The organism is Xanthobacter sp. 91 (genome assembly GCF_000702385.1).
Lineage (GTDB): Bacteria > Pseudomonadota > Alphaproteobacteria > Rhizobiales > Xanthobacteraceae > Xanthobacter > Xanthobacter aminoxidans.
Genome location: NZ_JNIB01000001.1, coordinates 3,678,337 through 3,691,215, shown reverse-complemented (window position 1 = coordinate 3,691,215; position 12,879 = coordinate 3,678,337). Strand labels below are relative to the sequence as shown.

At 69.0% G+C, this 12,879-nt stretch carries 10 protein-coding genes; 9 read left to right on the top strand and 1 reads right to left on the bottom strand.

The window, feature by feature from the left end; genetic code table 11:
• Window positions 1–294 precede the first annotated feature (294 nt).
• On the top strand, window positions 295–1,728 hold the full coding sequence (locus A37E_RS0117305; protein ID WP_029557766.1) for an amidohydrolase family protein: 1,434 nt from the start codon (window positions 295–297) through the stop codon (window positions 1,726–1,728).
• A 55-nt stretch (window positions 1,729–1,783) separates the two neighbouring features.
• On the opposite strand, the gene A37E_RS0117300 is transcribed toward A37E_RS0117305, so the two are convergent.
• Window positions 1,784–2,521 carry a hypothetical protein gene (locus A37E_RS0117300; RefSeq protein ID WP_156026366.1) on the bottom strand — a complete coding sequence of 246 codons (738 nt, stop codon included), beginning with the start codon at window positions 2,519–2,521 and terminating at the stop codon, window positions 1,784–1,786.
• 338 nt (window positions 2,522–2,859) lie between these two features.
• On the opposite strand from A37E_RS0117300, the gene A37E_RS0117295 reads away from it, so the two are divergent.
• Genes A37E_RS0117295 through A37E_RS0117260 form a run of 8 tightly spaced genes read left to right on the top strand, consistent with a single transcriptional unit; the run spans window position 2,860 to window position 12,877 of the window.
• Window positions 2,860–3,075, top strand: coding sequence for a hypothetical protein (locus A37E_RS0117295; protein WP_029557764.1), 216 nt, complete (start codon window positions 2,860–2,862; stop codon window positions 3,073–3,075).
• Window positions 3,075–3,542, top strand: a complete 468-nt coding sequence (locus A37E_RS0117290) for a hypothetical protein (RefSeq protein ID WP_245279365.1) — start codon at window positions 3,075–3,077, stop codon at window positions 3,540–3,542. The genes A37E_RS0117295 and A37E_RS0117290 overlap by 1 nt, the downstream gene beginning before the upstream one ends.
• A gap of 10 nt (window positions 3,543–3,552) precedes the next feature.
• Complete coding sequence (locus tag A37E_RS0117285) at window positions 3,553–6,834, top strand: transglycosylase SLT domain-containing protein (protein ID WP_029557762.1); 3,282 nt, start codon at window positions 3,553–3,555, stop codon at window positions 6,832–6,834.
• On the top strand, window positions 6,831–9,182 hold the full coding sequence (locus tag A37E_RS0117280; protein ID WP_029557761.1) for a hypothetical protein: 2,352 nt from the start codon (window positions 6,831–6,833) through the stop codon (window positions 9,180–9,182). The genes A37E_RS0117285 and A37E_RS0117280 overlap by 4 nt, the downstream gene beginning before the upstream one ends.
• On the top strand, window positions 9,179–11,584 hold the full coding sequence (locus A37E_RS0117275; protein ID WP_029557760.1) for a hypothetical protein: 2,406 nt from the start codon (window positions 9,179–9,181) through the stop codon (window positions 11,582–11,584). The genes A37E_RS0117280 and A37E_RS0117275 overlap by 4 nt, the downstream gene beginning before the upstream one ends.
• On the top strand, window positions 11,581–11,937 hold the full coding sequence (locus tag A37E_RS0117270; RefSeq protein ID WP_156026365.1) for a hypothetical protein: 357 nt from the start codon (window positions 11,581–11,583) through the stop codon (window positions 11,935–11,937). The genes A37E_RS0117275 and A37E_RS0117270 overlap by 4 nt, the downstream gene beginning before the upstream one ends.
• A complete protein-coding gene (locus A37E_RS26055; protein ID WP_051679130.1) occupies window positions 11,934–12,362 on the top strand; it encodes a hypothetical protein in 429 nt (142 codons plus the stop codon). Before A37E_RS0117270 ends, A37E_RS26055 begins: the two co-directional genes overlap by 4 nt.
• A complete protein-coding gene (locus A37E_RS0117260) occupies window positions 12,359–12,877 on the top strand; it encodes a hypothetical protein (RefSeq protein ID WP_029557757.1) in 519 nt (172 codons plus the stop codon). The genes A37E_RS26055 and A37E_RS0117260 overlap by 4 nt, the downstream gene beginning before the upstream one ends.
• Window positions 12,878–12,879 lie beyond the last annotated feature (2 nt).

The following is a 12,879-nucleotide window of genomic DNA, read 5'->3' as shown; positions in this document are numbered from 1 at the left end:
TCGGACCGCAGTCGTGTCCTCCGCCTCCCGGGCCAGCGTGGCGGCGGCCGGCCCAGAGCGAGACAGGCGGAGCCCCAAAAGCTCCCGGGTCGGAAATTTTTCAGGCCGGAGAAATATCCGGAACATCGATGCTGCCTTGTTCCTTCTCAGAGGCGGTTCGAGCGGAGCGCCACGCGCGGCGGTTGCTTGCGCCAACCGGAGGGGCCACTCTCGCGCCCAAAGATCGGCGTATCAGCCCATGAAGGGTGCCCGGGGGAATGGCTGCCACCCTGCGCGAGGCGAGGAGCAAGCGTCATGCTGCGACTGGGCAAAAGATACGGCCACCTCGCGGGTTCGAACGGGTGCGGCTGCTGCGATCCCGCGCTTCGGCAAGCCACGCGGCGTCTCGACGCGTTCTCGCGGCGGCACTTCCTCGCCGGGGCCATAGCCAGCGTTGCTGGCTTGGCCAGCGGCACGGCTTCGGCGCAAGCGCCGCGTCGCATCCTGTTCCGGGGCACCAAGGTATTCGACGGACGCTCGGGCACAGGCTTCGTGCCGGCCCAGGTCCTGGTGGAAGGCAATCGCATCGCGGCGGTCGACACCGCCATGAACCCGGCTCCGGACGGCGCGCAAGTGATCGATTGCGACGGCCGCATCCTCATGCCGGGCCTGATCGATGCGCACTGGCACGCGATCTACGCCGCCGTCCCGCTGAACGTCCTTTTGGCCGGCGACCCCGGCATCATCTTCGCGACCGCCACAGCGGAAGCCGGGCGGACACTGCTGCGCGGCTTCACCACCGTGCGCGATATGGGCGGACCCGTCTTTTCCTTCAGGCAGGCGATCGACAGCGGGATCATCGCCGGCCCGCGCATCTTCCCCTCGGGCGCGATGATCACGACGTCGGGCGGCCATGGTGATTTGCGCATGCCGTCGGAGATCCCCCGCGACGGCGACCGGCTCTCCCTGAGCGAGCGCATGGGCGCTGCGGCGATCGCGGATGATGCCGGCAGACTGCAGCAGCGGATCAGGGAGCAGCTGCTGCAAGGCGCCTCGCAGGTGAAGGTGGTGGGCGGCGGTGGGGTATCCTCACCTCGCAGCCCGCTCGACATTTCCACCTTCAGCGAGGACGAACTGCGTGCCGCGGTGGCGGTGGCACGCGACTGGAACACCTATGTCGCCGTGCACGCTTATGCGCCCGAGACCGTCCAACGGGCGCTACGAGCAGGCGCCACCTGCATCGAGCACGGGCACCTGATGGACGAGGCCACGGCACAGGCCATCGCCGAAAAAGGCGCTTGGCTCTCGATGCAGCCCTTCCTCACCCCGGCCGATACGGGCGCGCTGACAGGGCCGGCGGCGGAGCGCGCCGAGCGGCTCTTCGCCGGCACGCCGAAGGTCTACGACTTCATCCGGCGCTTCGGCATCAAGGCGGCCTGGGGTTCGGACCTGCTGTTCTCCGCCGAGCTCGCACCACGGCAAAGCGTGATGTTGACCCATCTCGCCAACTGGTACTCGAACGCGGAGGCACTGCGCATCGCCACGGCCGTCAACGCGGAACTTCTGGCGCTCTCCGGGCTGCGCTCGCCCTATGACGGCAGGCTGGGTGTGATCGAGGCCGGAGCGCTGGCGGACATCCTGGTGGTGAACGGCGACCCGGTCGCCGACATCCGGCTGCTGGAAGATCCGGCCCGGAACCTCGCAATCATCATGAAGGACGGACGGGTCCACAAGAACACCCTGCCGTAGTGCCGAAGGGCCGAAAGCGATCCATGTGGGCAGGGCGTGGCGTTCCATCCGCGCCCTACGGGCTGGCCGCCAACTGCGCCGGCAACGGATCGGCGGTCACCGCCGGCGCGTAATTGACCCACGCCTTGTGCGCCGCAAGCTCGTCCGTCTGCCCGGACGACAGCGCCTTGATGTAGGGGTCCGGCCGCAGGAACTTCGTCGATTGCACCTCACGGAGCGGCTTGCCTTCTTCGAGCAGCCGCTTTCGGATTGTCAGGGCCCGCGTCACATCCTCGAAGATGTAGAGGGCAATGTCCGCTGCATTGTGCTGGTGCGGATGGCCGTGGGTGAGCGCGACCCTCAACGTGTTGCAGAACACGAAGATCGCAACCTGATCCTCCTGCAGGATCGAGTCATATAGGGCAACGGTGATATCCGGTCGCTGCAGCTGGCTCCGCAGCGTGTCGATCTTCATCAACCGGTTGGGGTCCGTGTCCGCGGTGTCGCGCATCTCCATCCAGGTCGAATAGAGGTTGCGAATGGTCGCGAGGTAGCCGGTGATGCGGTGAACGGCTGCGTCTCGGCTGCTGGCAGCGTGACCGTAAAGCACGCCGACGTAAGCGAGCGCGCCGGCCGTGACAGTCGCCAGGGCTCCCAGCACGGCGCCGGTGAAGCCGAGCCAGTTGGATAGCTGGTTCTCGTTGATGGCCCGGACCAGCGGATCCCAGAATGTGGCTGCCAGGGCGAACCCAAGCACGACGCCGATCACGACGCCGAGGCCGCAGATCATTGCCGCTCCCAACCCATCCTTCATCCCTTGCTCCCTTATCGACCGCGCCGCCCCCAGCAAGAAGTACCGCAATCGTGGTGCTCTCGCACCTACCACCGGGATGCAGCCCGCTCTTGGCATCTCCCCCTCTAGGGCTGCAATCGGCTGCCCGGTGCCCCCCATGTCCGAGCTAGCCCTGAGAGATAGCTGCACGCATGACCCGGTGCGTTGTCGCGATTTGCGGCGGCCCTAGCCTCTCCTGAACACCTGCTGGCAGCGGGTGAGCGCGGCCACCGATCTCGAATTCTCTCGGCTCCGGCGGTCGCTCTGCGACCCCCTTCGTTCGCGCTCTGGGCCTGCCAGGCCGGAGCCGGGAGAACTCCATGCCGAGCGGCGTATCCACCCACCACATGCAGGCGTCGGAGGAGCGGACCGTCGCGAACATCGCGCCCTTCCCGTCGCACCTCGTTCGCCCGAGCAATCTGCCGCGCTTTGCTGATGCCCAGGTGGCGCCGCAGCGCGAGGAGACGCTGGTTGAAGAGCTCAATCGCGTCCTCGCCAACATCGGTCGCCTCAGCACGCCGCAGGAGGGCATCTGATGGGCGACCCCATTTCTGCAACTGTCATGCTGGGCACGATGGCGCTGCAAGGCGCGTCGACCATGACAAAAGCCTACGGTGAATCCCAGGCGCAATCCTATCAGGCGGCGGTTGCCGAGCGCGACGCCATGGTGGCGAAGACGCAGGCGGCGCAGACCGACACTGCCCTGCGCGAGGAGCTGAACCGCACCCTCGCGCGCATCGGCACCATTCGCGCCTCCGCCAATGTAGGCCTCGACAGTCCCACGACGCAGGCGATCATGGACGAGCAGCGACGGGTGTCCGATCGCGAGCGGCGCATTCGCGTCGAGAGCCTCGACATGCAGGCGACAGCGAAGCGCGATGAGGCCGCGTTCCGGCGGTCGGCCGCCAATATGGCGCTGGTGGGGGGCGGGCTAGATGCCGTGACCGGTATGGCGAAGTTCGGCTTCGGCAGCATGAAGTCGCCCGGCTCGACCAGTTCCTGAGGAGGCGGCAATGGTTGATCTTCCTGAAGTTCCCCACCGCCTGGCGCTGACCGAGGCGCCTCGCTCCGGCATCACGGCCGCCGACATTGCCGCGCCTTATGCCATGTTCGCGCGGGCCATGGACAACGCCGCCGAGGTGGTGAAGCCCATCGCCATTGAGCAGGCGGAAGCCCGCGGCGCCGAGGCCGTCACCATCGGCCCCGACGGCACCCCCGAAATCACCGAGATGGCGACGCTCGGCGTGCTGGGGCAGGCCTATCAGCGTGGTGCCCGCGCACATTACTTTGCCCAGCTGCAGACGAACGCGGCTGAAAAGATGCTGGAGCTTCGGCAGCAGTTTGAGGCGGACCCGAAGCGGTTCGACGATATGGCGAAGCTCTATAACAAGGAGCTGGTGAACCGGGCCGAACCGGCCCTGCGGCCGGCGGTGTCCGCCGCCCTCGATAAGCTGCGGCTCGGCCACTATCTCGACTTGTCGGAGCGGGATTTCGCTGTCGCGCAGGCCAATGCCAAGACGGCACTGGAGACCCAGTACAACACAGTGGCCGACAATATCGTCGCCCTCGCCCGCAAGGGCGGCGTGAACAGCGGCGAATACCTGGCCCAGGTGCAGAATGCGCGGTCCATCCTCGGCGAACTCGGCAAGAACCCGCGTTGGGGCTACAATCCGGCCGTCGTCGACGATCGCCTGCGCCGCCTGGAGGACCGCGGCCGCGCGGCTGCCGTCCTGTCGAGCGTCGACGCCACCTATGATCGCGTCGGCCCTCACGAGGCCCTGAAGCAGGCCGAGATCGCCATCTTCGACCCCGGCCTGCAAATGGATGAAGCGGAGCGCCAGTCGCGCTTCAACATGGTCAAGGCGCACGTCTCGGCGCGCAAGGCCGAGGCGACCGAAGACATCCGCGAGATACGCGCCCTGGCCGAACCCACCATCACGGCGCTCCGGGATGGTGTGGATCTGGAGGCGGACGGCGACCTGCTCCGCCAGAAGATGCTCAGCCTCGGTGACACGATCGGCGCGGCGCGGGTCACCTATGCGATGGAATATGGCCGCGGAAAGCGCGGCCAGTTTGCGCTTCCGACGGCGGATTGGTCACGGAGCTCGGCGGTGCCGGGCGCGACCTCGCCCATCGGCCAGAAGGTGGCCGCCGCTGCCCAGGCAGCGGGGCTGCCGCTCAACATCGTCATGCCCATCATTGCGCAGGAAAGTGGGTTCGATCCCGCGCGCCGGCCGATCGGGAAGGACGGAAAGGCCCTCTCGTCGGCGTTCGGCATCTTCCAGCTGCTGAAGGCCGAGCGTGATTCCGCCGGCATCGGCGACACGACCGATCCGGACGCGCAGATCCCTGCCGGCATTCGCAAGATGCAGTCCGTCTATGCCACCGCGAAGGCAGCTGTCGGGCGCGAACCCACACCCGGCGAGTTCTACGCGGTGTACTATCAGGGCGAAGGCGCCGGGCCGAAGATCCTCCAGAACCCGGAGGGCGATTTCCGCGCGACCGTCGGCCAGAGGGTGATCGACGCGAACCCCTGGCTTGCCGGGCTCAAGACCAACGGCGATTTCATCCGGTGGACCAGCCAGAAGATGGCGGAGCGCGGAGCCGGAGCGGTTGACCCGCTCCCCTCGCGCCCGCCGGCTGGCCTTCTGGAGACGGGAAACATCGATCTGGGCAGTCGCCCGGTGGTGAAGAACGCCGACGGCTCCATCAGCACCGTTCGGTCGATCTCGATTGGCGAGGACGGGCGCGAGGTGCTGATCCCGACCGTCTCACCGGATGGCAAGGTGCTGTCCAATGAGGAGGCGATCGCGCTCTATCGCCAGTCCGGCAAACACCTCGGCAAGTTCGACACGCCTGAGAACGCGACGGCCTATGCGCAGTCGCTGCATCAGCAGCAGGCGCAGCAGTATGGAAGCGGCGTCGCGGGCCTCCCGCCGTCTCAGATCGCGGGCCTGCGCCAATGGGCCGGCACCACGTTCGACGGCATGATGGCCGACGCGAAGAAGTCCATCGGCAAGTGGCACGTCACCGAGGATGATGTCGGGTTTCTCTCCGGTCGAGTGTTCCCGTTCCTCGATGAGAAGCGGAAGCGGCAGGCCGTCGAATTTCTCGGCGATGCGGAACGGGCGGGGGCCTTGCTCGACCTCTCGCCCGATGCGCGGCAGGTTCTCCGCAACAGCCTCGAGGAGGCGGCGGCCGGCGGCAACCACGCGGCCCGCGCCGCTCTGCTCGATGACGAAGAGCGGTTCGCCACCCTCCAGCGCATGGAGCAGGAGACGCCGCTCCTGCGCGGCGTGCGCGCCGGCTGGATCAAGCCCCCGCCGCCGGTGCCGTGGCAGGGTTCCGATGATCAGGTGCAGGCCGCGCTCCAGGCGCACGCCAAGGCCGCCATGGTGGTCACGAACCAGTTGAAGAGGCCGGTCCCCGCTTTCGAGGGGGAGGATCTGCGATCCCTCACCAGCGCCCTCGATGCCGCTGACACCAGCGGGAAGGTGCGTATCCTCGGCGCCCTGGCCACACTGCCGCCCGGCGTGCGGGAAGCCACGTTCGGGAAACTGCACGAGACTGGGCCGAAGGGGGCGGTGCTGGCCTTTGCCGGAGGTCTGGCGAAGGATGCACCGGATATTGCTGCCGGCATCGTGCGCGGGCGCGAAGCGCTCTCGGTCGAGCCAAGGTTCGTCCCCGAGAAGGGCACCGACGCCGAAGACTTCGTGAAAGCGCTCGACGCCGCACTGCCCGTGGGGGCGTTTTCTGCGCGCGCCGGGGTCAGCGAGAATGGCCCCTATGCGACGATGCGGACCGCGATCAAGGCGCGGTATGCCGACCTGTCGGCGGCCGCCGGCGACACGTCCGGCGTGCTGAAGCGCGAACGGCTCGACCGGGCGACGGAAGAGGTGACGGGTGGCACGGTCCGCCACAACGGCAGCACCATCATCGCCCCGCGCCGCGGGATGGGCCAGTCGACGTTCGACGGCATCTTGCTTGGCCTCGCGGATACGGACTTTGCGGGCGTTCGCACGAGTTCCGGCAAGCCCATCACGGCTCAATATGTCCGGGACAGCGCCGGCCTCGAATCCTTCGGCGCCGGGCGCTACCTGGTGCGGCTCAACCGCAATGCCGAGAGCCCCCAATATGCCGTCCAGGAGGACGGCACGCCCTTCATCCTGCGCCTGGACAACAGGGTGCCTGCCCCGCCCCGCACCTGGGGTGTGCCGGCGGCAGCACCGGCCCTCCCGTGGGCCCAATCGAACTTCGGTCAGCAAGATGGCGGTTGGCCTGGAGAGGCACGATGAGCCTCGACATTTTCACCCGCTACCAGAGCGAAGCGCTCGACTTCGCGCGTCAGCACCCGGCCGAGGATCTGCCGCTGGAGTTCGGCGAGGCCTTCGACGCCTCCTGGCGGGAAGGCCTCCTCTTCGGCCAGTCGGTCTCCTCCAGCACCTCGCGCATGGAGGGCGTCCAGGATTATCTCGACGGCATCCGCGAGAAGACCGGCACGGTGCTCACCAACCCGGCGCTAGGCGGCGGCGATGCGGCGCTCGCCGAGCTGAACGGCCAGCTGACGGCGCTCGCGCCGCGCTTCCCCCATCTCAATCTGAAGCCGCTGACCGTGGACGATCTCGACCGCCTGGGCGAGGAGAAGGCCCGCCGGGCGCGGCAGGTGTACCAGCGGGCCGTCTCCCGCGAGCAGACATGGGGTGGAGCCGCCGGGCTGGCGCTCGGCTCCCTCGCGTCCGGTGCGACCGACCCCGTCAACATTGTGACCGTGCCGCTGGCGGCGCCGGCCTCTCTTGGCATCCTCGGGACCGCGCTCGCCACCGCGGGCATCACCGCCGGCACCCAGATCGGCATTGAGGCGCTCGCCGCTCCCTTCAAGGAACGCGTCGAGCCCGGCTACGGCGCGAGCGGCGAGGCGGCCCAGAACGTCTTGATGGCGGGCGTCGCTGGTGGCGTGCTCGGGGGCGGCGTGAAGGGGCTTTCGGCGCTCTGGACGCGGTATCGCACCGGCGCCTGGCCGCGCTCCGTTCGCGACGCCGGCAACGTGGTGGCGAGCGAAGGTCAGATCGCCGACACCAACCTCGTGCCCACGGTCGAAGGCGAGATCGCACACCGCACGGCGCTCCAGAAGGCCATCGACGACCTCGTCTCCGGCCGGCCGGTAGATGTCTCCGAGAACGTCACGCCCGACCTGCTGCGCGCCTATGGCGAGCGCCTCGCCCCCGTGCTGGAGGCGCGATCGAAGGCCGTCGCCGCGGAAGAGACCGCCTTCGCCCTGGAGCGTGAAGCCGCTCGCCTGCCCGCCTCCATGGAGCGGCTCTCCGAGCTTCAGCTCGCGGAAATCCGGGGCTCGGCCCGGTCGCTTGATCAGGAAGCCGCCGCGGCCTTCGCGTCCCTGCGCGCGGAAGCCGACAGCTTGGCTTCGCGTCGCGCAGCAATCGAGGCGCGGGCTCCCGATCGCGATGCCCTGCGCACGGAGGTGGAAGGCCTCCGCGCGGACCTTGCGGCGGCCGAGCAGCGCCTCGCCGGTGCGCGCACCCCGACGGATCCAGACACGGCGGCCCGGCTGTCGGCCATCGAGCAGGATCTTGCCGGCGAAGGCCTGCCTGCCACTCGCCGTGCGGAGCTCGAAGCCGAGCGCACCAGCATCACCGAGACGCTGGCCGCCACGGCACCGGGAGACGCCCGGGCCATCGCGAGCCTCGCCGCCGAGGCGAAAGGCCTGCGCTCCGCCCTCGCGAGGAAGGAGAAGGCGCTCGCCCGGGCGGAGGAGACCGACGCGCGAGCCCGCGCCAAGCTCGACAAGGCGGACGCGGACCTTCCGCGCCGGATCACGGCGGGAGAGCAGCGCGCCGCCGGTCGGCGGGAAGCCATCACCACCGAGATGCGCCGCACCGTCGCCCGGCTCGCTCAGGACGGATATGGCGTTCGCCTCTCTCAAGACGAGGCCGCCCAGATCGCCAGCCGCATTCTCGATGCTGGCGATGGTGAAGCCGATCAGGTGCTGCGCTCGGTCACCGAAGACCTGGTCGACCGCGCCCTGGCCCGGCGCCGCGCCGAACCGCTATCTACGCCCGCCGCCGGCCGGGCCGATCCTGTCGGCGAGCAGCGGGCGCGTGCCGGGCATTGGACCGAGCAGACGCGCAAGCGCATCCAGGGGCTCGCCCGCGAGGTCGGATATGACATGCCGCGCGACGAAGCCGCGACGGTCGCCGCCGCTGTGGCGCGCGCAGGCAACGAGGATGAAGCTCTCGCCATTCTGGACGAGGTGATGCTGCGGCCGCGCACCATCGCGGAGGCATTGCCCGGCTCTGCGGCAGCCCGCGAGCCGCTTCGACCGGCCTCCACGCCGTCCGCGGAGCGCCCGGAGCAGGTGGCCGCGTTGGCCGACGAGCTGACGGCGGAGAAGATCGTCGCCGCCCGCTCCGCTGACGAGACCGAGGCGGCGGTGCTGCACGACCTCGACAAGCTGCGCGCCACCCGAGACCTCCAGATCCCCGTCGGCGAGCGTCTCGATGAGGCCGGCCAGCGCGTCGCCGATATGCGGTCTGTCGACGATCTCCTGGACGAAGCCGATGCCCGCATCGCTGCGGCTGCGGAAATCCGCGCTTGCGCCATGCCCATTCCGGAGGTGCTGCCGTGAGCGTCGTGGACTGCATCGACAAGCTGGTGAAGACGGGGCAGATCACGCGGCAGATCGCCGACGAGGCGCTCGGCCTCTACGAGCGCTCCCGCGGCGAGTTCTCCCGCAGCATGGGGCCTGCCAGCGCCGAGGCCGCCGCCGGCCTTGCCGCGGCGCGCGCGCTGGAATCCTCGGCCAAGCGTCTGAAGAACGACACAGCGAAGCAGGCCATCGCCTGGGCGAAGGCGGAAGAGCGCGTCCTCAGCCATCCCAAGGGCCGCGTCGCCGGCGTCATGTCCATGCTCACCCGGGACATCTGGGAAGCCGGCGGCGAGAACGTCGCGACCAAGGGCGAGGTCATCTGGGCTCAGCTCGCGCGTAAGGTCGACCAAGCGCTGGAGGCCTATTCTCCCGGCCTGCTCGGCCAGTCCCGGCAACAGATCGCCGGCGTGCGCAATCTTGTGCGGGAGGTGTTCGGGGTCGAGACGGGGGATGCTACGGCGAAGGCCGCCGCAGCAGGCTGGAAGGCCGCCGAGAAGGAGGCCGTAGACCGGGTCACCGCGGCCGGGCGGAACCTCCCCGCCAGCGAGGATTGGCGGGTGCCCCAGTTCTGGGACACGCTGCGCGTCCGCACCTTCACGCGAGAGGAGTTCAAGGCCGACTTCGCTGCCGAAGTGGACCGCGGCGCCGTGACCCTGTGGGATCGCGACACCGGCGCGCCGGCGAAGATGGACCGACGGGACTTCGTTCTGGATCGCGCCTATCGGGACATCACAGTCGGCGACAGCTCCGCAACCGCATTCTCGCCCGAACAGCGCACATTCCAGTTCAGCGGCGGCGCCGATGGCGCGGAGGCCTGGCTGCGCCTCTCCGAGAAGTACGGCGCCGGCGAGAACGCCTTCGGCCTGCTGATGGGCCACCTGCACAAGATGGCCAATGAGATCGCCCTCGCCGAAGTGGTCGGGCCGAACCATGGGGCCATCGTTCGGGCGGCGCTGACCATGGCCAAGGAGGAAGAGGCCGGCCTGTCGCGGCTGCAGCGTCTCAACCCGCTGCGGATGCTGGAGAGCCGCTCCATCGCCGAGCGCACCTATGACGTGCTGACCGGCCGCGCCAATGCCGTCGACGGGCCACTGATGGCCGGCTTCTTCGGCGGGCTGCGCTCCTTGAACGTTTCCTCGAAGCTCGGCGGCGCCATCGTCTCGGCCATCCCGGGCGACAGTGTCACCACCGCGCTCGCCGCGAGCTACAACGGGATGGACCCTGGTCGCATTCTGTCCGGGGTCATCCGGGAGATAGGCCGCGGCGGTGAGGAGAGCCGGGCCCTCGCGGCGCGCCTGCAACTCACCGCGCATGCTGCAATGGACAGCGCCCATGGCTTCGTCCGCTTCGCCGGGGAGGCATCCGGCCCGCAGATCCTGCGCGCCATGGCCAACACCGTGATCCGGGCACAGGGGCTGGCGGCGTGGACCGACATGATGAAGCGCGTCTTCACCATGGAATTCATGGGCAATCTGGCGGATCACGCTGGGCACTCGCTGGATGCCCTGCGCGGGGTGAACGAGCCGCTCGCCAACTTCCTCGACCGTCACCAGATCAGCGCGAAGGACTGGGACAGCATCCGCTCCGGCGCGCCGCTGGAGGTGGAGGGTGCGCGCTTCCTCGACAGCGAGGGCATCGCGGACCGGTCGCTGCGCGAGAAGCTGCTGGGCGCGATTATCGAGGAGCGGGCGTTCGCGATCCTCGAACCCGATGCCCGCATCCGCGCCGTCATGACTGGCGGCACCACGGCCGGCACGTTCTGGGGCGAGATGGTCCGCAGCGCCACGCTGTTCAAGTCGTTCAGCATGACGATGGTCGCCACGCACATGATGCGCCTCGCGACGCAGGGGCCGATCGAGAAGCGCATCTGGAATGGCACCGCCTTCGTGCTGTTCAACCTGCTCGCCGGCGCTGCGGCGATCCAGGCCCGCGCGGTGATCTACGGCAAGACGCCGGAGGCCATGGACAATCCCGGCTTCTGGGTGCGCTCCGGCCTGCAATCCGGCTCGCTCGGCGTCTATGGCGACCTGATCAATGCCTCGACCTCGCGCACCGGCCGATCGCCCGTCTCGGACCTCGCCGGCCCGGCCATCGGTGCGGCCGAGGATGTCGCCCGCCTGTCTTCGCAGCAGCTGCGGCGCCTCATGGAAGGCGACGACACGACGTTCGGCGCCGAGCTCGTGCGCACCGCGCGGCGCTATGACCCAAGCCTCTGGTACACGCGCCTCGCCGTGGATCGCCTCCTGTTCGACCAGCTCCAGACGCTCGTCGATCCTGATTATCGCGCCTCGTTCCGCCGCGCCGAAAAGGCGGCGCAGCGCGATTTCGGGCAGTCCTATTGGTGGGCGCCCGGCGATGCGATGCCGCGAGGCGTGCGATGACCCGAATGAACTGGGGCGCGCCCTGCAAGCGCTGGGATCCCGAGACCAGCTTCGCACGGCCCCTGCCGGCGATCGATCGGAAACCTCGCGCGCCCCGGCCCTCATCCCCGCCGGCGGCAGCGCCGATCGACGCGGCTGGCATCTCGCTCTCCTATCTGGCCGGCTTCGGCTTCAACCGGCTCTCAGCCTGGTGCCCAAGGTGCCGCGTCGTTGCGCACGTCGCGTTCGCTGACCTTGCCGCCGAGCACCTTGATCGCGCGCTGGAGGATTTGGGCAGCGTCCTGTCGTGCCCGGACTGCGCCACGCCGCGCGCCGTGTCCGCCATGACGGAGAAGGCGGTGCGAAAGGGATGATCCTAGAGCCGCTCGCCATCTGCCGCGACTACCGCCAGCTCATGGATGTGCTGAAAGCGCGACGGCTGGCGCTCGGTTTCACGCAGTTGGAAGTGGACGAGCGTTCCGGATTGCAAGACGGGTACACGGGCAAACTGGAGGCATGGGACCGCGATAGCGGCCGTCGGCTCGGCCCAGTCTCCATGGCGCTCCTCCTTCAAGCCCTCGGTCTGGAACTCGCCGTGCTGGAGGCGCGCCGGCCCGCGCCGACGCCCATTCCCGATCCCGATCAGCTCGTTCTTCCACTGTCCGGCGGAGAAATGCGCCGATGGACGGATCAGGATTTCCAGCGCCTGCCCGGCCGCAACCGGAGGCGAGAAGCCAAAGCGGCGGCCGAGGCAGCCTCGGCCGCCGCTCTCCTCGAAATCAAGGAGGCCGCGGAGTGATCGACGCTGAGAACGGCATGCGCAATCGCATCCGGGCCGAAGTCCGCCGGCGCTGGAAGCCGCTTTCGCGCCGCGCGCTCGGCTGCCGGAAGGGCGGGAGGGACCGGCGGGGCGCCTGGCTCCTCGCCAGCGACATGAGCGCCATCATCATGCGGGTGATCGCGCGCGAACTGGCGGCCGGCCGCGACGTGCATATTCCCGGCTTCGGCACGTTCTATTCCCGCTTCGGCGGAACGACGATCGGCCTTCAGGGCAATGTGCCCGGCCACAGGCCTTTGCCGCCGCGGCGGATGGCGCAGGTGCGCTTCTCCGACACCCTGCTGCGGCAGGTGCCCGGCGACGGGACGCGATACAGCCTGCGCTTCCGGGCGTCGCCGCTGCTCAAGGCTGCCATCCAGCCGGGTGGGCCGTCGCTGAAGCGCAAGCGGCGGAGGAAGGTCCTGCCTGTGCCCGTCATGCGACCCGCGCCGGCGCCGCGCCCGCCGGCACCCCTGGCCGAAATCCGGCTGCGCTGAGG

Excerpts from the sequence above, each read along its gene's own strand:
- A37E_RS0117270 (WP_156026365.1), top strand. The coding sequence starts at position 11,581 with ATGACCCGAATGAACTGGGGCGCGCCCTGCAAGCGCTGGGATCCCGAG.
- A37E_RS26055 (WP_051679130.1), top strand. The coding sequence starts at position 11,934 with ATGATCCTAGAGCCGCTCGCCATCTGCCGCGACTACCGCCAGCTCATG.
- A37E_RS0117300 (WP_156026366.1), bottom strand. The coding sequence starts at position 2,521 with ATGAAGGATGGGTTGGGAGCGGCAATGATCTGCGGCCTCGGCGTCGTG.
- A37E_RS0117290 (WP_245279365.1), top strand. The coding sequence starts at position 3,075 with ATGGGCGACCCCATTTCTGCAACTGTCATGCTGGGCACGATGGCGCTG.
- A37E_RS0117285 (WP_029557762.1), top strand. The coding sequence starts at position 3,553 with ATGGTTGATCTTCCTGAAGTTCCCCACCGCCTGGCGCTGACCGAGGCG.
- A37E_RS0117295 (WP_029557764.1), top strand. The coding sequence starts at position 2,860 with ATGCCGAGCGGCGTATCCACCCACCACATGCAGGCGTCGGAGGAGCGG.
- A37E_RS0117280 (WP_029557761.1), top strand. The coding sequence starts at position 6,831 with ATGAGCCTCGACATTTTCACCCGCTACCAGAGCGAAGCGCTCGACTTC.
- A37E_RS0117305 (WP_029557766.1), top strand. The coding sequence starts at position 295 with ATGCTGCGACTGGGCAAAAGATACGGCCACCTCGCGGGTTCGAACGGG.